The 20,128-nt window shown below is 55.8% G+C and carries 17 protein-coding genes and 5 pseudogenes; 15 read left to right on the forward strand and 7 right to left on the reverse strand.

All coding sequences use genetic code 11. The annotated features are described in order from the left end of the window. Positions 1-125: 125 nt before the first annotated feature. From AC1DPR_RS06950 to AC1DPR_RS06970, 5 genes are all read left to right on the forward strand, one after another. Positions 126-1,868 carry an adenylate/guanylate cyclase domain-containing protein gene (locus AC1DPR_RS06950; protein WP_477816026.1) on the forward strand — a complete coding sequence of 581 codons (1,743 nt, stop codon included), beginning with the start codon at positions 126-128 and terminating at the stop codon, positions 1,866-1,868. A 264-nt stretch (positions 1,869-2,132) separates the two neighbouring features. Next, the gene (locus AC1DPR_RS06955) at positions 2,133-2,666 is read left to right on the forward strand and encodes a hypothetical protein (protein ID WP_477816009.1); all 534 of its coding nucleotides are present in this window, start codon (positions 2,133-2,135) and stop codon (positions 2,664-2,666) included. A 34-nt stretch (positions 2,667-2,700) separates the two neighbouring features. After that, entirely contained in the window at positions 2,701-3,042 is a 342-nt protein-coding gene (locus tag AC1DPR_RS06960; protein WP_477816010.1) for a hypothetical protein, read from the forward strand. A gap of 385 nt (positions 3,043-3,427) precedes the next feature. Continuing rightward, on the forward strand, positions 3,428-5,458 hold the full coding sequence (gene tkt, locus AC1DPR_RS06965; protein ID WP_477816011.1) for a transketolase: 2,031 nt from the start codon (positions 3,428-3,430) through the stop codon (positions 5,456-5,458). A 197-nt stretch (positions 5,459-5,655) separates the two neighbouring features. Continuing rightward, on the forward strand, positions 5,656-6,705 hold the full coding sequence (locus AC1DPR_RS06970) for an LLM class flavin-dependent oxidoreductase (RefSeq protein WP_477816027.1): 1,050 nt from the start codon (positions 5,656-5,658) through the stop codon (positions 6,703-6,705). A gap of 502 nt (positions 6,706-7,207) precedes the next feature. Here the strand turns inward: AC1DPR_RS06970 and AC1DPR_RS06975 are convergent. After that, positions 7,208-7,846: a DUF1684 domain-containing protein gene (locus AC1DPR_RS06975; RefSeq protein ID WP_477816028.1), complete on the reverse strand. Its 639-nt coding sequence runs from the start codon at positions 7,844-7,846 to the stop codon at positions 7,208-7,210. A gap of 208 nt (positions 7,847-8,054) precedes the next feature. Between AC1DPR_RS06975 and AC1DPR_RS06980 the strand changes: the two are divergent. From AC1DPR_RS06980 to AC1DPR_RS06990, 3 genes and pseudogenes are all read left to right on the forward strand, one after another. Next, a pseudogene (locus tag AC1DPR_RS06980) lies at positions 8,055-8,309 on the forward strand (oxidoreductase); the annotation flags it as partial. A gap of 309 nt (positions 8,310-8,618) precedes the next feature. Continuing rightward, positions 8,619-8,885, forward strand: a pseudogene (locus AC1DPR_RS06985) (MBL fold metallo-hydrolase); the annotation flags it as partial. Positions 8,886-8,933: 48 nt separating this feature from the next. Then, entirely contained in the window at positions 8,934-9,467 is a 534-nt protein-coding gene (locus tag AC1DPR_RS06990; protein WP_477816031.1) for an MBL fold metallo-hydrolase, read from the forward strand. Positions 9,468-9,945: 478 nt separating this feature from the next. Here AC1DPR_RS06990 and AC1DPR_RS06995 read toward each other — a convergent pair whose 3' ends face one another. Continuing rightward, positions 9,946-11,613, reverse strand: coding sequence for a right-handed parallel beta-helix repeat-containing protein (locus tag AC1DPR_RS06995; protein ID WP_477816012.1), 1,668 nt, complete (start codon positions 11,611-11,613; stop codon positions 9,946-9,948). A 46-nt stretch (positions 11,614-11,659) separates the two neighbouring features. Continuing rightward, the gene (locus AC1DPR_RS07000; RefSeq protein WP_477816013.1) at positions 11,660-12,859 is read right to left on the reverse strand and encodes a hypothetical protein; all 1,200 of its coding nucleotides are present in this window, start codon (positions 12,857-12,859) and stop codon (positions 11,660-11,662) included. 1,253 nt (positions 12,860-14,112) lie between these two features. Between AC1DPR_RS07000 and AC1DPR_RS07005 the strand changes: the two genes are divergently transcribed. The 5 genes from AC1DPR_RS07005 (at position 14,113) to AC1DPR_RS07025 (ending at position 16,454) form a co-directional block, all read left to right on the forward strand. Continuing rightward, positions 14,113-14,439, forward strand: a complete 327-nt coding sequence (locus AC1DPR_RS07005) for an isochorismatase family protein (RefSeq protein WP_477816014.1) — start codon at positions 14,113-14,115, stop codon at positions 14,437-14,439. A gap of 31 nt (positions 14,440-14,470) precedes the next feature. After that, a complete protein-coding gene (locus AC1DPR_RS07010) occupies positions 14,471-14,653 on the forward strand; it encodes a hypothetical protein (protein WP_477816015.1) in 183 nt (60 codons plus the stop codon). A gap of 363 nt (positions 14,654-15,016) precedes the next feature. Next, positions 15,017-15,397 carry a nuclear transport factor 2 family protein gene (locus AC1DPR_RS07015; RefSeq protein WP_477816029.1) on the forward strand — a complete coding sequence of 127 codons (381 nt, stop codon included), beginning with the start codon at positions 15,017-15,019 and terminating at the stop codon, positions 15,395-15,397. 256 nt (positions 15,398-15,653) lie between these two features. Then, positions 15,654-16,016, forward strand: coding sequence for a hypothetical protein (locus AC1DPR_RS07020; RefSeq protein ID WP_477816016.1), 363 nt, complete (start codon positions 15,654-15,656; stop codon positions 16,014-16,016). A gap of 72 nt (positions 16,017-16,088) precedes the next feature. Next, entirely contained in the window at positions 16,089-16,454 is a 366-nt protein-coding gene (locus AC1DPR_RS07025; RefSeq protein WP_477816017.1) for a GNAT family N-acetyltransferase, read from the forward strand. On the opposite strand, the pseudogene AC1DPR_RS07030 reads toward AC1DPR_RS07025, so the two are convergent. The 3 genes and pseudogenes from AC1DPR_RS07030 to AC1DPR_RS07040 all read right to left on the reverse strand — a co-directional run. Then, positions 16,398-16,601 (reverse strand): annotated as a pseudogene (locus AC1DPR_RS07030) (hypothetical protein); the annotation flags it as partial. The gene AC1DPR_RS07025 and the pseudogene AC1DPR_RS07030 overlap by 57 nt on opposite strands. An 80-nt stretch (positions 16,602-16,681) precedes the next feature. Then, the gene (locus tag AC1DPR_RS07035) at positions 16,682-17,041 is read right to left on the reverse strand and encodes an HVO_A0114 family putative DNA-binding protein (RefSeq protein ID WP_477816018.1); all 360 of its coding nucleotides are present in this window, start codon (positions 17,039-17,041) and stop codon (positions 16,682-16,684) included. After that, entirely contained in the window at positions 17,038-17,319 is a 282-nt protein-coding gene (locus tag AC1DPR_RS07040; RefSeq protein WP_060529085.1) for a toxin-antitoxin system TumE family protein, read from the reverse strand. Before AC1DPR_RS07040 ends, AC1DPR_RS07035 begins: the two co-directional genes overlap by 4 nt. Positions 17,320-17,745: 426 nt before the next feature. Between AC1DPR_RS07040 and AC1DPR_RS07045 the strand changes: the two genes are divergently transcribed. Together AC1DPR_RS07045 and AC1DPR_RS07050 are read left to right on the forward strand one after the other, a co-directional pair. Then, positions 17,746-19,368 (forward strand): Fic family protein, encoded by a 1,623-nt coding sequence (locus AC1DPR_RS07045; protein WP_477816019.1) that lies wholly within the window; start codon positions 17,746-17,748, stop codon positions 19,366-19,368. Positions 19,369-19,536: 168 nt separating this feature from the next. Then, positions 19,537-19,614 (forward strand): annotated as a pseudogene (locus AC1DPR_RS07050) (integrase catalytic region); the annotation flags it as partial. A gap of 149 nt (positions 19,615-19,763) precedes the next feature. On the opposite strand, the pseudogene AC1DPR_RS07055 reads toward AC1DPR_RS07050, so the two are convergent. After that, positions 19,764-20,128 (reverse strand): annotated as a pseudogene (locus AC1DPR_RS07055) (GNAT family N-acetyltransferase); the annotation flags it as partial.

The following is a 20,128-nucleotide window of genomic DNA, read 5'->3' on the forward strand; positions in this document are numbered from 1 at the left end:
GGCTCCTGACTTGCTACAGTCGCAGGACAAGATCGCGCGACAAGCTTGAGGGGTCTTTGAAATGGACTACTGCGCGAAGCACAATTACCATCGACGAACGCCATCTCTCCAGTACGGTTGCCCAAATGGTCGAAGAACGCGTCCATAGGCGTCTGGCAGCAATCGTCGTCGCGGACGTCGTTGGATATTCGCGTCTAATGGAAGAGGACGAGGCTGCGACGCTCGCAATACTGAAGGACCGTCGTGCTACAATTCTCCAGCCTATCGTACGCGCCCACGACGGCCGCATCGTCAAAGTGATGGGGGACGGGGTTCTCCTGGAGTTTCCGAGCGCCGTCAATGCCATTTCCGCGGCCGTCGAGTTGCAGCGGAAGATGAAGGATGCAAACCGTACCCTGCCAAAGGCGCGCCATATCCTCTTGCGCATTGGAATAAATTTGGGGGACGTTGTCATAGACGGCGGCGACCTCTATGGCGACGGCATCAACATCGCCGCGCGGCTACAAAGTCTGGCGGAGCCCGGTGCCATTTACGTGTCCGCGGGCATCCGTGATCAAGTGAATCGCAAGCTGGCGTCTGAATTCGAGGATCTTGGACCGAAATGCCTGAAAAACATGGTAGACCCGGTTCACGTTTATCGTGTGGTCTCAGAAGAGAATGCCTCTGTTGGACATGAAGCGCATACGGCGCTTCAGCTGCCTGCCAAGCCGTCCATAGCCGTTCTGCCATTTACAAATCTAAGCGGCGAAGCCGCGCAGGATATTTTCACAGACGGTCTGACCGAAGACCTGATTACCGAACTTTCGCGAAATGATAGCCTTTTCGTTATCGCGCGCCATTCGACCTTTGCCTATCGCGGAAGGTCCGTCGACGTCCGATTGATTGCGCAAGAATTGGGCGTCCGATATGTCCTGGAGGGCAGCGCACGCCGAGCCGCCGGTCGTGTGCGCATCAATGTCCAGCTTATCGATGCCATTGGCGGAGATCATCTCTGGGCCGAGCGTTTTGATCGCAACGTCGAAGACATATTCGGTGTCCAGGACGAAGTTACGCATAAAATCGTGGAGGCTCTTGCTGGACGGTTGGCGACGTTGCCAACGCGAAAGCGCCCCAAAAGCTTGGAGGCCTATGACAATTGTGTTCGCGGACGAGGCCTGATTTCGATGTTTTCCGGGTCTTCTGAAGCCAGCCGCGAGGCTGAGATTTTGCTGCGTCGAGCAATTTCGGCGGATCCTGAGTATGCGGAGGCATATCGTTGGCTTGCCTTTGTCTACTGGCAATCGTGGGCCCTAAGTATCGACACGTCGGCGCACAACCGGTCACGCGCCCTTGAACTGGCCCATAAGGCGGTAGCATTGGACGAAAACGACGCTGCCAGTCGTTGGATTTTGGGATATCTTTTGGCTTATGAAAAACGCTGGACGGAATCGGAGGCCGAGTTCGCGGCTGCTTTCAGGCTAGAGCCAAATCACGCTGATGCTTCGGTCATGTGGTCGGAACTTGCCGCCTACGCCGGTCGGGCGGTAGAGGCGATCGAAACGACTGAACGGGCATTGCGATTGAATCCTCAACCGGCAGGGTGGTATTATTGGGTCCTTGGCCTCGCTCACTACGCCGCTGGACAATACGAAGAAGCTGTTCGGGTGTTGAGGAAGGAGGCGACGTATCGCAGCGGCTCGCGCCGTATCCTGGCGGCCAGCCTGGCCCAACTTGGACGCGAGGAGGATGCCATGCGCGAAGCTAACCTTTTCATGGCAACAGCGCCAAACTTTACGATTTCGCACTGGGCCGCTGCGCAACCCGCACGGGATATCGAAACAGTCCAACGCTTCGTCGAAGGATACCGAATGGCTGGACTGCCGGAATGAATTTCCGGATTGGCGTGCCCCAGCACGAACCTGCTTGATCAGAGCTGTTCGCAAATACCTCGCTCGTCGTCAGAAAAACAAATTAGCCTGCCTGGGCCGACAGCTCTTCGGCTTGCATTGATCGAAGGCTCACGCACCCTTTGCGCAAAGCAGAGTGAGCTTTCCCGAGCAGAGACCAATGGAGCTACGAGGGGGAATGATCGAGCTTTACTGCAGTTTCTGTTCCCTGTATGTTCCGCTTCTGCATAGCGAGGTTGATGGACAGTGAAAATCGATAACCGATTGCATCGAGATAAAAAGCGCTTAGCGCAAACAAAGCTGACTTCGTTGGCCGACGACCATCCTTTGCGGGAGAAATATTACCTCTGGATACAAGAACTCGATGACCTGATGGCCGGAAGCGAGGCTAGGTTCTCTGAAAATGACTCTCGGAAGCATAACGCCGTCGTGCAAGCCGAACCAAGGGGAGTGGATGATGGTGATGAAGTCCTTGGTGAAGAAATAGATAGAAGGGGATTCAATTTGCCTGTCGGCCCGGGAGTTGCTTGCAATGACAAGCGCCCAGTTCACTCTAGGCAGGCAGACCGGTTGAAATGCTCGGCGGGCGTTGACGAGCAAAGAAAAGAACTAATGGCCGAAAACCAATGGCTTCGTGATATGCTTGGGCGATATGGCAATGTGGTCGACGACGGGCGAAGGCACCGCGCCGCGTCCACTAGCGGGGGGCAGCCAGCAAACGATGCCTCTAACGGGCCAGTTGTCGCGCTTCTCGATAAGCCACTATCGAATAAACGTTGAGTGCTCTACCATACAAAGCTCCAAGAAGCTTCGGTTGACCGCGATGACTTTGGAAAAGGGCAAAACCTACCACATCAATGGCGAAGGCACGAAGCGGCAGGAGGCAACCCTACGTCAACGCCTTCGGCTCAAGTGGCTGCCTTTTGGGGACGGCGCCAAACCCGAGGCGATTGATCAATACGAAAGGTTTCTTGCCCTAGCGGATGATGAACAGCGCGTGTTTGTGGCGACCCTCGACGCCGATGAGGCCGAACTTTACATCGCATTGATGGCCGCCAGGGCGATGTATGTCGACCCCACCGGTCGTAAAGATGGAAGCATTACGGAAGCCAAGGTTAAGGCCCATCCCGAACGGTATCAATGGAAGCCGGAGTAACGCGCCGCCGGGGCAGCTAGCTGCCTGTCAGGACCAGTGCGTCGCCACCTCATCCTGCCAAGCATTCAATTTTTAACGGAACGGCATGTGCGTGATGCTTAGCGTTCGCAAGCCGACGAGGTGAAATTTGCCTTCTGTGGCGGGTGCTTGGTCAAACTGAGAGGCGTCGCGTTGGTTGTGAACAGCAAGCCCGCGAAGATGCGTAAGTAGATTGAGAATGCTTTTCCGAGCGGCTGTTCCCGTAGCTTCCAGCTTTCACATTCCGGCGACAGCCAGTACACCTTCTGATGTGTGACCCATAGTCGCTGACGCGTCACCCTTCTGTCGCTCCTTCGTCCTCGCCCTATCTCCAAGCGAGATACTCGGTCTGAACTAGGAGATACCCATGCCCGATACGACCGCATCTGTTCCCGCGCCAAAAGACCCCCACCTCCGCAAGCTCGCCAACTGCATTCGGTTCCTTTCCATGGACGCGGTCCAGAGGGCCAAAAGCGGTCACCCCGGCATGCCAATGGGCATGGCAGACATCGCGGCCGTGCTTTTCTCTGAATTCATGAAGTTCGATAGCAAGGACCCTTACTGGTACGACCGTGACCGGTTCCTGATCTCGAACGGTCATGGCTCGATGCTGCTCTACAGCCTTCTGTATCTGACCGGCTACGAGGATATGACCATCGATGAGATCAAGAATTTTCGCCAAATCGGTTCGCGAACAGCAGGACACCCAGAATACCATCACGCGACAGGCATCGAAACGACGACCGGTCCACTGGGGCAGGGGCTTGCCAACGGGGTCGGCATGGCCCTGGCCGAGCGGATCATGAACGCAAAGTTCGGCGACGATCTTTCGAACCACTACACCTACGTCTTCCATGGCGACGGTTGCCTGATGGAAGGTATCAGCCAGGAAGCCATCGCGCTCGCAGGTCACCTGAAACTCGGGAAGCTCATCTATTTCTGGGATGACAACTCGATTTCCATCGACGGCGCGACCAGCCTCGCCGAGTCCGATGACCATCAGGCGCGTTTCCGTTCGGCCAACTGGCATGTCCTGCAGATCGACGGACACGATACCGATGCTATCAGGGCAGCGATCATCGAGGCGCGGAAGGTCACCGACCGACCCTCGATGATCGCCTGCAAGACGATCATTGGCTTTGGCTTCCCGACAAAGGCAGGAACCCAGAAGGCACACAGCGATGCGCCAGGGGAGGAAGAGATTGCGGGGGCACGAAAGCTCTTGGACTGGTCTTCGCCTCCGTTCGAGATTCCAAATGACCTGCTTGAGGCGTGGCGCTCCATTGGCTCAAAGGGGCAAAACGCGCGGATGGCGTGGGCAGTACGCGTTCAAACCGCGAACGGCGAGATCCGCGCGGAATTCGAGCGCCGGATGAAAGGTGCGTTGCCGCACGACTGGCGCAAGGCGATCGAGGCGGCCAAAAGTGAGTTGCTGGCAAGCGAGAAGGATATGGCCACTCGCCAAGCCAGTGGTACCGTCCTTAATCACTTGGCCGAGGCCGTACCGGAGCTGATCGGAGGTTCAGCCGATCTGACGCCATCCAACAACACGAAAGCCAAGTCCCAGGTCGAGATCGCCCCCGGTCAGTATGCGGGCTCCTACATCCATTATGGCGTCCGCGAGCATGGTATGGCCGCCACGATCAATGGCATCGCCCTTCACGGGGGATTGATTCCGTACGGCGGCACGTTCCTGACGTTCTCTGATTACGCGCGACCCGCCATTCGCCTTGCCGCCATGATGGAAATCCGCTCGATCTTTGTGATGACGCACGATTCTATCGGCTTGGGCGAAGATGGGCCGACCCATCAGCCAGTCGAGCATCTGTCCGCACTTCGGGCAATCCCAGGGCTCGCTGTTTACCGTCCGGGTGATCCGATTGAGACGGCAGAATGCTGGGAAGCAATTCTCGACGCTCCCCGCAGAGCTGCTCTCATCGCACTGTCCCGGCAGCCAATGCCATTGCTGCGCAGGACCACTGGAAGCGAAAACCTGTCAGCAAAAGGCGGGTACGTGCTGCTGGAAGCCGAAGGCGGCGAGCGTCAGCTGACTATCATGGCGACCGGCTCAGAGCTCCATCTGGCAGTCCAAGCTCGGGATCGGTTGCAGGCCGGAGGTATTCGGACCGCCGTCGTCTCGATGCCATGCCGACTATTGTTCGAGGCTCAGACGCCCGAGTACAAGAGGAAGGTACTCGGCGCGGGATCTGCGAGGGTCGCTGTAGAGGCTGCCGTCCAAGATAGCTGGGACCGATATCTCGGGTTCAATGGTCGGTTCGTGGGTATGCATAGCTTCGGCGCATCCGGAAAGATCGACGACGTCTACAACAAGTTCGGCATCACAGTGGATGCGGTGGTCAAAGCCAGCGGGGAAGCCCTTGCCGCCGGTTCTGCTTGACGAGGTTACTCACGTTGATCGTGTGCCCCAAGGTGCTCGTCCCATCTTGGGGGACCCCCATATCTTCTAACTCTTCGATGATAACGATCTAGTTTTTCGCCATTCCGTTTTACTAGGCGGCACCCCAACTAAGATCCCAAAATCCAAACGATTGGGCGTCGACGGTTGCCGTCGGCTTGGCCCGTGGGACAACAAGCATGACAAAGTCAAATGTAGAATTCGGTCTCGATACCTTTGGGGACGTAACACACGACGCCAACGGCCAGCCTGAAACGTATGCTCAGGTCATCCGGAATGTCATCAAGGAGGCCGTGGTCGCCGACCAGGTTGGGATCGATTTCTTCGGGATTGGCGAACACCATCGCGAGGATTTCGCGGTATCCAGCCCGGAAACTGTTCTTGCGGCAGCTGCGACGGTGACAGATAGGATCAAGCTGGGTTCGGCTGTAACGGTGCTGAGTTCGGACGACCCCGTGCGCGTTTATCAGCGGTTCGCAACTGTCGACGCAGCGTCCAACGGCCGCGCAGAGGTCATCCTGGGCAGGGGGTCTTTCACTGAGTCTTTCCCGCTCTTTGGGTATTCGTTGTCCGACTACGACAAGCTGTTTGAGGAGAAGGTCGAGCTTTTCGCCCAGCTCCTTGAGCAGAAGCCAGTTAGCTGGACGGGGATGACGCGGCCGCCTTTGAATGGTCAGCGCGTGTTTCCCCTTGTCGAGAAAGGCCCGCTGAAGACGTGGCTAGGCGTTGGTGGAAGCCCAGATTCCGTCATTCGTGCTGCGCAGTATGGACTTCCTATGATGCTCGCCATCATCGGCGGGAGCCCTTATCGTTTCAAGCCATTCGTCGATCTATATCGTAACGCCAATGAGCAGCTAAAGCATCCGGCAATTCCAGTTGGTGTTCATTCCCCGGGCTATATCGGCGAGACCGATGCCGCTGCAAAAGCGGAGTTCTGGCCGCATTTCCGCGCCATGCGAGATCGTATTGGCCGTGAACGGGGCTGGGGTCCTGTCAGCGAGAGAGACTACGAAGCTGAAATCGATCAGGGCTCGTTGTATGTCGGCTCACCGGAGAGCGTGGCCGCAAAGCTTGCGCCAGTTATCGAGAACCTTGGCATTCAGAGGTTCCAGCTGAAATACAGCATCGGAACGATGCCGCATGAGAAATTGGTCCAGAGCATCAGGCTATTTGGGGAAGAAGTGGTTCCAAGGGTGAAAACTACACTTGCCAAGGAAGTGGCAGCGTGACCCCAAGAGCCGGGGTCGATCGCTTCCGAGAAGGCTCTCGCCGCTCTCTTTGCCAGTATGGGTGAGGTTAGGGGCAGGCTGGAACTCCAGCTTGCCTCTTCCCCTGGGGGAAACAAAAAATACCGTTCCGGCGGTCAATTCGTGGGATAACTGAGGCAAGGGGCCTCCAATCAGCAGTCCTTGTCGTCGGGTTCTACGTCAACTGCCTCGGGCTCACCACGGACTGTGAAATCGATAAGCTCGATTGGTACGTTTCCTCCAATCTGGAGCCATAGTTCCACCATTGTCATGATCTCGTAAAGCGCGCTGCCCCTCGGGATACAAACTCATCAGTTAACGACGACGTTCTCCTGTAGTCTCGCCTCAAACCGGATCATACCGTTCATTGGAGTTGCGCGTGAAAGATCTCTGTCACAACGGTATTATTCGGAACGGAAATACGCGCACGGCGACGAATTCTGAATGCCCGGCTACGGAGATTCAAGGCCTCTGAACTAGGCGCTTATCGTTTCGAGATAGGTAGCCGTTCACCGGCTCTCACCGCGCCTTTCAGTCGATTGTCCGATGGCGCCAATGGACAGACATAGCGGGATGAATAGGCGCACGAAGGAAAATATGAGAAATTGAAATCGAGTATCAATGCGCCGTCTGGACGGACAACTCCGAGATCCGCTCCCTTGATGGTGTCGAAGAGATATCGGCCACCGCCATATGTCTCGGTCCCTGAGGTCGCGTCGACAAACGGCAGGAACACGCCACCGCCGTACCCCTCAATCCAGTAAAGGGTTAATTCGCCGCCCAATCTGGCCTCCAGCCCCGATGTACGAGAGAACGCATGCATCGACAGGTCACCATCCACTCCTGTTGCGACGGTTATCCGTTCCGGCGTGACTGCGACAAGCTGTACCGTCAAGCGCAACGAGGGATCATAAGAAAATGTCGTCGGCCCTACGAACGTCTTGCGGTCCGCCAATTCGATTGGCGACTGAGGATGGTCGCGAAACAGGGTCGAACGGGTGTCGCACCAAAGCCTCCAGGCAGCAACCACGTCCGGACTAGAACGTACCTCGTAGTAGAGATTTGCGATCTTCTCGCGCCATTCCCACAGGTGTTGTGTCTCGTCCAAATCATATCCTCCCATGCCGGAAACTTCGCCGCTCTCGTCATCGAAACGCTCGCCCAATCATCGCGGCGTAACTTTAAGCAATCACGCACTGATCCGAAAGATGCGGTCTAAACACCGCCTACAAACGAAAGTCTGTGCAGAAATTTTCTTCAACGATCGGGGCGCTGGCGATCCCATCGGGTTCAGCCACGGCTGACCGCTGAGTTCGGACGCCTGGGAGGATCAGGTTCCCCTTGCACGGGCCATCAAGAATGAGATCAAGATCCCGGTTGTCGCTGTCGGGTTGACAACCGAGCCTGCTCAGGCTGAGGCGATTGTGTCTACTGGAGACGCGGATCTCATCGCAATAGCAAGAGCCGCGCTCTACGACCCTCGTTGGCCTTGGCACGCAGCAGCCGTTCTTGGAGGGCAGGTGTCCGCGCCTCCGCAATATCTCAGATCTCAGCCCGCACAGTACAAAAATCTGTTTCGATCCTAAAGCATCCGCCTGTGCGCACTGGTGAAGCCCTGCGCGTCAGCTACGAGACGTCTTCCGCCGCCGGCGTCATCGCGGGCGTGACGCCTTGTTTGGGAGACCGCGCAATCGGTGATAAAATCGCAGACAGGTTGGTAACCAGTCCCACAGACATTTCGAGGCACGGAGGGTCTGATGAACGGGCTAATGGCGGTTGACAGCGTCGAGGTTCGGGTGCTTGTCGACAATCTCACAGACAATCTTTCCACGGTGCCTTCATTTGTGGAAACGGAGGTCGCGGCCATAGAGCGGCGGCGTCGTGGGATGTGGATCATGGGCGGCAAATGCCTATGTTGCGCGGCCCACGGTCTGGCTTGTCTCGTTACCATTCATCAAGGAGGCGTCACGAGAACAATCCTATTCGACACCGGTCCCGAAGACCGCGTCCTCGAGCAGAACGTCGCGCGGCTTGGCGTCGAGCTCGGGCGTGTTGAGGCAATCGTTCTATCTCACGGCCACTGGGATCATTGCGGAGCGGTGCTTTGTGCCTTGCAACTCATCCGGGACCGCAATGGGGGCAATCCAGTCGCATGCTACGTCCATCCGGACATGTTCGGGAAACGTGGCCTCAAGCGGCAAGATGGGTCGTTGCGCCTCATGGAAGACGTGGCCAGCTTGGAAGAACTTGCCTCCTTCGGCGCAGCCACGGTCAATACGAGGGAGCCGCAGCTGTTATTGGAAGGATCGGCCTACGTGAGCGGCGAGATACATCGCGTGACCGCTTTCGAACGGGGATTTCCCGGCCAGTATCGGCAGTCAACGGACGGCAGCGAATGGGTGCAGGACGAGCTGATGATGGATGAGCGCTTCCTGGCCGTGAACGTTACCGGGAAAGGCCTGGTCATTTTCAGCGCCTGCTCACATGCGGGCGTGATCAATGTACTGAGGCACGCAAAGTCGAGTCTTTCCGGTGTGCCGCTCCATGCCGTCGTGGGCGGGCTGCATCTTGTCGGACAGAACGAGCGGATCATCCCGGCGACGGTCGAAGCGTTGGCGTCATTCGACCTTGTCACCATCGCTGCGGGCCATTGCACCGGGTGGCGAGCCATGAACGCGCTGGCGAACGCTTTTGGCGACAGCAAGATCGTCCCATTATCTGTTGGAAAGCGGATCTCGTTTTGATGCGGTAGCCGTGTCGCCTCAGCTCATGCCCGCGAGCAGTAATCCCTCGGGGCGAGTGAAATGATCCCTCCTGTGCAAACTCATTACAAAACGCCTCCACTCGGTGAACACGTCATTAACCGAGCAAGAAGTGTTCCGGACTTACGACTTCGTAGTGATCTCGGCCTGCGGAGCGCTGGGCGCCATCAGCGACACAAACTGCCGGGCCTATGTTTTGGTTGAGGCTCGAGCCGCGGATTCGACGAAAACATTTGGGGTATCGACGCGTCGTCCACGGTCGTCCGAGCAGGAACACGATTGGATCTTCGAAGCCAAAATCCTTGGTCAGCTTGAAGTGTGGTCGATCTTCGCCGCACACGAATACTCCCTCCGGACCATCGGGAAATTTTCCGAAATCCTCTTCCGCGCCGACCAGCAGGGTGGATAGGCACGAGATCGACAACGAAAGTGCAAACAATATATTGGGCTTCTTGGTTCCTCAGGCGTTGGCCTTGGATGAGACGTCACCATAGCTGTTGATCGTAGAAAACGGAGAGATTCCTGGCCAGAGTTCCTCAAATGCGACTGTCGGTGCGGAAATCAAATTCTTGCCCTGCCAAGCTCCGATTACCGTCTTCCTATTCCCGACGGTTACAACAGCCCCGTCGGGCAGCTTGAGATCGATCGGCATGGCCCGCGCGGGCTGGATTAAGCGTAGCGCTATCGGCAGCCCGAACTCCAGCTTGTTGAAGACCACCGGGGAGGAATGGGAGCGGTCTCCTAATGGATAGCCGGCCTCTCTGTATGCCGCCGGGAAATTGGCATGCTCGATACAGTCTCCGTCGAAGGAGATGACCAATTCCTCCCACCGCTTGGTAAAGCGTTTTTCTTCACTCTTCACCAGATCTGCGGGGCCTAGGTCTGGAATGTCCGGTGTTTGCCACGCGCTGCCGAAGACGTTCGGCGGGTCCTGAAGTGGACTTCCGTCCAAGGATCTCATTGCAATCACGTTATTGTAGTGGTGGAAATCCGAGAAGCGCTTCTTCTTGGCCGTGGACATCGTGGTCCACCAGGTGTTGTTGAAGACGTAGTGCGGGCCGCTTGCCTGATGCGTCTCGGGGAACTTGAACAGTTGTCCGTTGGAATGATCGTCGTCGGGCGGCCCGGGACGGTGTCCGTTCCACCCGAGGTTTCCGTAGATGTAGAAATGGCCGGAACGGGCCATCTCGACAGAGAAGGGCACGTAGCAATCGACGAAGAAATTGTGCCTTACCGTCCAATTCCAAGCGAAATCCTCTGCCTCCACAGCATTGTCACGTATCCTGACAAACCAATTGTTTTCTATCAGCACGTTCTTTGAGTGGCTCTCCACGGTATCGAACGATGCCTCGTTGAAGAAGTGGACCGCGTTGAAGGCATCGATGATCACGTTCCGCCGGATAACGACGTACCCCGCGATGGTCCACGCGCGGAAGAAATCGCCATCGAAGGCCCGGGCGTCATGTTTGATATCGATGGGAGGATTGTTGTCTTTCACCGATCCGTGGACTTGGGTCCACAGTGTTTTGTACCAAAGGGTCGTTTCAAAGCGAGGAGGGCCGGGATGCGGTCTGCCTTCGCGAAGAATCGAGAAAAGATCTTCGTCCCCCTTACCACTCATGTCCTGAATCCATGAGCAGTCTTCAATTAGCAAATGCCGCGTATTGATCCCGGTCGCACCGATCGCAAATGTACCGCCTTTGAAAGCGACCCTACGAATGATCACATTCTGGCAGTTGTCGAGGTATATCGCCGTCGGCCAGCATCCCTCGAATTCGAGGTCCTCGATTATTACCCACTGGCAATTACGGACGATAAGGGCGGCGTTATCCGCAAGATAATATAGACCCGGAAACTGACCCGCTGCCTCCTGGACCTTTGCAAGACGGTTGCCTGTTTCGCGGAAGTCCTCAAAGGGAATTCCGGGCCCGATGGTGGCGTCCGGACCACGCAGCACGATTGGTTTCTCGGCCGAGCCACTCTTGCCGGAAAGGACGAGGGAATCGCGAAACCGAGTGCTTTCGAAGGAGATCACGTCTCCGGCCTTTGCCTGTCTCAGCACCTGTGGCGCTGTCGAAGGCGTTACACCAATGCTCTTGTTTCGCTCTCCTGCACCCTCTTTCCCCATCGTCTTACCCACTACTTGGAGGGGCTTCACCCTCGATATGGTTTTGTCATCGTGACGCGGAAATGGAGTCTACCAGCGGTTGGATGATCTGAAGCGCTCCGCTCGCAAGGAGTGGCGAAACGACCGTGACGACGCTGGCCATCAGCTTCCAGATACTTTGGAGACCCTGTTTCTCTATTTGCGAATCAGGGATCGAAAGTTCCGCTGGAAAGTAGATCGACGCCATGGCCAGCGAGAAAGCCGTTCCCCAGTACCAAGTCATCGCATTGCGTAGGTTAGTGAAATCGGCCAGAGCTTGCTTCCCCACGCGAGGAAGGGTGTCATTCTGTCCGTCAGGCAGGTAAGCTGCCACAATTAGGTCCGCACCCGGCTGAAACAGCAGGTGGACAGTCACCACACTCAGCAGAAAGGTCGCAGCCGCAAGGGTCGTCAAATCCGTGAGCGATTTCCGTCGCCCCGGCGCAGCCTGACTGCTTCCCACGAGTGCCAACGCAGCGATCCAAAATGAGAAGCCGGCCAGCGCAACGATGCTCATTACGATCACCGCGATTTTCAAAAGACTGTTGCCGGTATTGCCTATGTTATCCGGGCACGAGCAAACTGCTGGTAGCGTCGAAAGCGTCCCCTTGATGAGGTTTACAGCGATCCCTACTGGCAACCTGACGTTTGAATAGTACGTGGCAGCCACGGCTATGGCTGACGCGAGTACGATTGCGCATGCTGCGGCCGTCATTGCCGAACGACGGTAATTAGCGTGGAATATAAAAGCGCCATAGATGGCCGTCGCAAGGCTCAACACCGATGTCACGCAAGCGAGGAAGCCAAAAACATACAGCGATAGGACGACCGTGGAGGGGACATGCGGTATCTGGTTGATATTCGAGATGTCCGGCGAGATGTCCGGGTTCGAAAAATCGTACAGGACCGTGCGCGACATGAACCTAAAATCAATCCACTCCACCGGAATGATTTTATCGAACATATAGGCAGCGAGCCAGATGATGATCGGAGGGGCAGCCACGATCAGCGCCAGCCACGCAAGTTTGATTTGTATTTGAATGTTCGCTTCATCGCTCATCGGGGAAGAACCTCGGAAGACGTCGGCCGCTTTTGTCTGATTTTTGTCGCTGGTAGAAGGAATCCATTTCGGCCCAGCTGGGTTGTGGCGCTGCCGCACGGCCGCAAGCGTGTCCGAGCTGAGAAAAGACATATGCAACGTTTCAAATGGATCGAGATTACAACGCATTGCTCCTGTCCCCCCCGGAACCTGTAAAGAGCTGCTCGCGTCACTACACTCCTCAGACTAAAGCTAAAATTGCCTTCTCGCAATATGATAACTTAAAGTCGCAGTACGGGAAGGGCGTGTTTTTGGAGGTGTATGTCGGAGAGGTGATCATGGGAAAATGGCAGCACGTCGCTAACAACTTGAAATGCCGTCTGGAGCCGGCCTACAGGTTTCGGGATCTCATCCTTGTCCAGATTTGCGAACCCGAGGCGCAGTCGAGAAAGGGCGTCTTGTGCGCGAAAAGCGGTTAGTTCGGTGCGGTTCTAATCTGAATTCATCGTGATCAAGTCGTCCTCAGCGACGACTCTAGGAGATTCAATCTGCGTGACGTTTTGCTGCGGCGAAGACCCTTCGCTGCAGGATCGGAAACCTATAGGCGGCTCGAAACGACAGTAGGTCGGCAGCGCTGACCAGAACAAGGCCGACATGAACACAACGGCGGAAAGCCACTTCCACCAGCTCGTGTCCTCGCTCGTGAGTAAAAGCCAGAGTGCTTACAAATCCACCGTTAAGACAATTGACGCGGGGCTGATTCAGTAGGGATTCACAGCTCCAGGGTCCGGGGTGGCGGCGAGACTTGCCGTGGTCGTCGTTTGCGTCCTGCGCACGAACGGTTAGTGACGTGCGGAGAAGATTTCGATGCTGGACATATGGCTCCCAACAATCCGTGGCTACTTCGGCATATATGATTGTGGCGTTTGATGGAAAGCAACCGTGAATGGCGGCGTTGGCTACCTTAGTTGTCTGACATGCGGGTGTTGCCGAGTCGTTGACGCCAATGCAACAGCCGGTGATCATCGGTGAACCTCACTGGGATTCGCCGAGATGGATGTTGATCAGGGCAGCGCAGTATCACCCCAACTAACGGGCCCACGCCCGAAGCTCCACAATTGGCTGAATGAGCAGCGTGAGTATGAGCGGCAGGGGCAGAGACGGGGACGACGGCATGCATATGAATCTGTCGATGTCCGCCGAACTGCCCTAATCGTGATCGATATGGTCCCGTTTTTCGTCGAGGAAAGCGGCTACTGTCGAGGGGTACTGCCCAACATCATCCGCCTGACAGATGCCGTTCGCACCGCTGGTGGCACCGTGGCGTGGGTTGTTCCCGGCTCCGGTCAGCCTCATCCAGACCTCGCGCGGGAGTTCTTTGGCGACGAGATAGCGGAAGTATTTAGGACGTCAGGCGGGGCTGGCCCGTTGTCGGGAAGGGTGTGGGGTGGTCACCGAAAGCGGAAGACCTGTATTTCGAGAAGTCCGCGTATAGCGCGTGTTTCCCTGGCTCTTCAGACTTGCCATTAGCGCTTCGCTCTCGGGATATCGACACCGTTTTCATCACCGGAACATTGACGAACATCTGCTGCGAGTCCTCGGCCCGAGACGCCTATGCCAGCGGGTTCCGTGTAATCTTCATAGCTGACGGGACGGCTGCCAGGCGCGACCTGGACCAAAACGCAGCACTCCACAATATTTACCGGAGCTTTGGGGATGTGCGCCCGACAGACGAAGCCATTTTCCTTCTGTCAGTAGACCGGGTCTAAGTAACCATTCGACGCACGTTCGGAGAGATCAATGGAGCATACCCGAGAGAAAGTGGCCGCCGTTACAGCCAGACTCCGACGCTCCGGAATTGTCTGCGATCTTTTTGGCGGTTGGGCGGAAGAAGTTCTGGGTCTCCGCGTACCCTCCGCTCATGGTGATATCGATATGCTCTATCGGAGCGAGACCTTTGAAGAACTGGATTTCAAGCTTTGAGACAATCCTGAGTTCGAAGAGGTTCCGCTGAAGCGCTTCCGGCACAAGCGAGCTTTCCGCTTTTATGGCACGCTGTGCGAGATAACCTTAGTGCAGGAGCGAGAGGGGCCTTTTACGCTCTTCTGGGGCGACGTTCCCTTCTGGTGGGATACTCCGCTGCTGCATGGGGTTATAGTGGAAGTTGGTGGGGAGCCGACCTCGCTTGTATCTGCCAACAACCTCAAACGATACCGCGATCTCCATAAAGACACGCAGCCGCATCGCTGGCGTGACCCTCAAGCGTTAGAACCCTACGAATGACCGCGCAGGGCGAAAGTAGGACGGATAATCTGCAAGAAGCCCATCCCATTAGAGTTGCCAGTGATGACAAGCCCTCGGGCCGAGCTTGCCGATATTCAAGCCCTTGAGGAGGCCCTCCATCGCCCGGAAGTCAGGCGGTCGAGAGACGCAGTCGAAGCGTTGCTTGCAGAAGGATTTGTTGAATTCGGAGCATCCGGAACTGTGTATTCCCGCACAGAGATTGTCGAACTTCTGATTCACGAGGATGGCAATGACAATGATCGTCTCAGAACGACCAACTACACCCTGACGTCCATTTCTCACGACGCGGTGCTGTTGACCTACGAAAGTGAGCGCACCCAAAACGACGGGTCAAGGCGGCATGTTTTACGAAGCTCGATTTGGAAGCTTATCGGAGATCGGTGGCAGATGCTTTTCCACCAGGGCACGATCAAGCGAGGCTAAGTGCTGAGTTTAAATCGAGATACGCGGCAGGCTGGCGTTGCATCGATTTCAATGTCGCCGAGGGTCTGTTGTTTGCCATTACTCGTGTCGGGGGGCGCTCGAATGGGTTCCTTGATCGCCTGGGTAGCAGATGCTAGGCTCCCAATGGGAACCTTACCGAACCTGCTGCCGGATTGAAAGGTGTTCGAATCGATGACGTCCCTGTCCGGAGGTCGAAATGTAATCGGCAGACTTCGACGAGGATAAGGGATTTCCGATGTTCTATGAGACGATAAAGTTTTCTCCGCACAACGTGGCAGCTCTCAAAAAGGCGCTACGCAAGCGGTACCCAGCTATTGGCTCGTCGCATGGTGATGAGGCTATCGCAGCATCTTTCGGTTTCAGAACACATGCAGCAATGCGCGGAGTGTTGCAGCAGGTGAGTGGGGCCACCCGCCTCATAGTTCAAATAGACGCAAGCCTCCTTATGATGCGTCTTGAAGAACTGGGCTATAGCGGGCTCTCTGTCCAAGAATTGCGACGGACCATCCTGGAGGCACCGTATCCTGATCGATGGCTTGGGGACGAGTTGGAGCAATCACTGGTGCAACGCCGCATACCAGATGCGGCGAACGGCTAGACAATGTCAATAATCCTACGTTCCGCGACAAAATCGGATGCAGCTTACCTGCTGGAACTGGAGGAGATGTGCATGCGCAGTTACGCGGAAGCGTTGTGGGGCGACTGGAATCAGTCTGACACAGTGGAGAGCCTAGATGTGGCGGGTCACGAGGTGATTGAACTGGACGGCAAGGCCGTCGGGTGTATTGCCGCGATCTGGCACGAAGATCATATTTTCATAGAAAAACTATATATAGCCCCCGCCTATCAAAGCAGGGGAATAGGGACCTATGTTTTGAACACCAAGTCTCACCAGGCAGCACAACATGGACTTCCTACGAAGCTCAGCGTCCTGAACACAAATCCTGCGGACCGATTCTATGAGCGAGCGGGGTTCGCACTAGAGGCGGAAACGCTCGAACGCCGCCGGTTTTCCAAGGCAGTACCAACATCCTGATTTCGCGCCGCGCCCAAGCCATGGTGCAAAGTCATGGTAGTCGCCACCAAGAGCCTGGATCGGACCAGGGGCATGATAACCGGGCGGCGGCCGATCGTGGTTCGCGCCCGAGGCGGTTTCCTCGAAGATGCGGATACACTCGACCTTGCGTAGCGCGTCGAGCTGTGCCGCGACCGTTTGTTCGCGGGTGGAAACGCGCGTAGCCGATCAGTGCCAACACTTCCTCATCACGCTGCGGCGCTCACATCGTATTCGAAATGAATGCGATCATAGGGAAACTCGATTCCATCCTCTGTCCGGTTGATGACACCAGCATTGACGAGAGTCGTCACGTCACGATGAACGGCCTGCACATCGCGGTTGACCCGACGCGCGACCTCGCGGATCGACAGCGGCCCGTGTCCCGCGAGCGCCTTGACGATAGCGAGGCGGGAAGGCGCGAGCACTCGGTGCATGTCATCGTAGGAGGTGAAGTTGACCGAAGGTACGGCCTCTGCTGTCTCCCCTGCAAGCGCCCGCCTTCCGGCCTCGACAAAGCGAGCCTTGGCATCCGCTATGGTACTCAAGCGCACAGTCAAAGTTGTCATCTGAGCATCCTTTCCATGTCAGCTTGGAAGGCATCGTAAAGTGCTTCAAGGGACGTAAATTCGATGGCTTCTTCGCGGTTACCCAAGTGCCGGTGATCGCCTTTCCCGCGCTCATTGTCATAGCGGAGAACGCACTCACCGTTCACAACGAAGGCCAGCCGATACTTGAACGGGTGCGTGCTGCCCGGAACCGGGTTGGGTAGGTGCCATAACACGACCTCAAAATAAGTCTTGTCATTGATCACCGTTCGCGATTTCTCGATCAGTCTGGCCTTTATGTTGTTATTGATAACAACACTCTGGCGTTGTTGTCAATAACAACGCTCTCAATGGATGGGCAGCGCTCATGGGGAATAAGGAAGGCACAACAGTCGTCGCTGAACGATATGAAGAATAATTCTGCAGGATTTTCCACGCCCGACAGAGCATCACTGTCTGGGCGACCGGCCTGCCAGGTGCGTTCATTTGGATGGTCAGGTAGGTGCTGTTGGCGCAAAGATCGGCAATAAACATCGGCAAGTCTCACCTTGTGACCTACGATAAGTAGCTGATTTATCTTCGTAACATGGATGCTAAAGATCGGCAAAAATCCCAACATGGGGCAAATTTCGAAAATCGGCAATCAACATCGGCAATTTTCTTGAAATAAGCAGGTTAACCCACTAAATATCATCGTGTTTTAGAGTTTCAAAGATCGGCAAGAATTGGCAGAAGAAGTTCCAACCCGCATTGAACCGGCTTTTTTCGAGGATAGCATTCCTTCCTCGATCTCTGATCTCGTTGTGGAGATTCAGGCAGCATCTGGAAAGCTCGGCCAGGGCCTTCACAACGACTCGGCCTTCGAGCTGTCCGATCTCGTAAGGGTAATGAACTGCTACTACTCAAACTTGATCGAAGGTCACAATACACGTCCCAAGGACATCGAGCGAGCACTAGCGGGCGTTGAGATTGAAGAGGCCACTCGTCCGCTGGCCTTGGAAGCAAGGGCACATGTAATCGTTCAGCGGGAAATCGATCGCTTGAACAGAAATGGCACATTGCCTCCACCGACATCGTCCGAGTTCATCGTTTGGGTACATCGCCGCTTCTATGAGGAGATGCCGGAGGAATTCCGCTTCGTCGAAGGCCGTGAAGGACCTAAGGTCGAGATCGTTCCAGGCGCGTTCAGATCAAAGAGCGCCGACGATGTTTCCGTCGGTCGACACCAGCCGCCGTCCTCTCAATATGTCAAAGCGTTCATGGACTACTTTTCCAAGCGCTACGCGTCCACCCAGGTGGGGGCGACAACCAAGATTGTTGCCATCGCTGCCGCGCATCACCGGCTTAACTTCATCCATCCGTTTATGGACGGAAACGGTCGGGTGAGCCGATTGATGTCGCACGCTATGGCTCAGGAAGCAGGTGTAGGCGGGAAAGGATTGTGGTCGATCTCGCGTGGTCTAGCCCGTGGACTGAAGGACAAGGGCGAGTACAAAAGGCTGATGGATCATGCCGACCAGCAACGCATGAACGATAGAGACGGTCGAGGAAACCTGTCCGCAAAGGCTCTGCAAGACTATTGCGAATGGTTCTTGTCGGTGGCCCTCGACCAGATTCAGTTTTCCAATGCTGTATTCTCTTTTGACACGCTCGAAAGCCGTTACCGCAAATTGGTAGAAGATGTTATCGACGACAAGCGTGCTCCGGACGTCATCTCAGCCGTCCTCAAACATGGCTCGATAAATCGCGGCGATATTGGCTTTATCACGAAGTCGCCCGACCGTACTGCGCGGAACACATTGAAGGCGCTGCTCGATCATGGTTTCCTGAAGTCCGCTTCGCCGAAGACACCCGTACGCTTAGCCTTCCCGCTAGACTACCGCGAGCGGCTGTTCCCCAACCTTTTCACGGAAGGGGAGATTGCCGCCCCAAAGCCCTCTGTCCCGTCGTTCCTTGCTCAGAAGCGTACACAGGAGGTGGCCAAACGGTCCTGCTTTCCGCCGCGCTTCGATGAAGATGAGGAGTTCCAAAAACGTGTTACCGGAATTGTGGCATTACAGAAGTCGGTTGGCGCGAGAAGTACACTTGGCAAAATTGCGGCTCAAGAACTCGCAACTACTGAACCAGCAAGGGTGGACTGGAAAGCTGTCGAGGATCGCGTGATCGCCGAAAGCATCGGAGAGCACGGTCAATCTCGTGCAGAAGTCATTCAAGCGCTAAGCGAACATAGCCGTGGCGCAGTGTCGGATAAGCAGAAGGACGATATTGAGAAACGCGTATTTGCTGCCGCACCAGCGTCGGTGGCGAAATACAACAAGCGCATCATGGACAGAAAGCCAAGGCGTTAAGTTTGGGAAAACTCGGCATTCGATTTTCAGCCAAAAGCAACAGATATGAAACCGCTCGGGTGTTCCATAAGATAGATTATCCGATCTAATGGTGTAGMCGGGTGGGTTCTAGAATGAAGTGCGACTTGCTAATGATCCCAATGGGTTATCAATTGCAAGGACGATGCAATGAAGCGCACCTACTCTCAGATTGGATTGGACGAACGCCGTAAGATTGCCCGTTGGAGGTTGGCTGGGCTCAGTATTGCGTGCCTGAAGGTTGACTTGCCGCTGCTCGACGCACCGTGCAGACAAATAATCTGCGCCATTCAAATCCCTCTGTTTCGATGGGGGTCACGGGATAGATCGACGCCCGGCTGCCAGACTGCGCCAATTAGTCCAGCGGCCTTCATAACCTAGCCCGGATTTGCCAACCGCATGAGACCTGCCTCTGTCGATTTAAACCCGCAAGCACGATAGAATGAGGTCAGATGCGGTTCGAAGTCGACATGGAGCCACGTCGCCCCTCGCACTCGCGCAGCAGTCGTGCTTCCTTGACTAACATCGTCGCGATCCCCCTCCTACGCCACATTGGCCTGACACAGGTATCCAGAACAAAGGCGTGCAACCCACCATCTGTGGCGACGTTGACGAAGCCGATCAGGCTCTCGTCTTCGTAGGCTCCAACATGCGTTAAGCTGCGTGCTAAAATCTTTCGGAAATCCCTTCTGTCATAACTGCCCCAAGCTTCCGCCCAAAGCTCGTTCAGTTCTTCGTTCGA

The sequence above is a fragment of the Rhizobium sp. 01T417 genome, assembly GCF_056398905.1.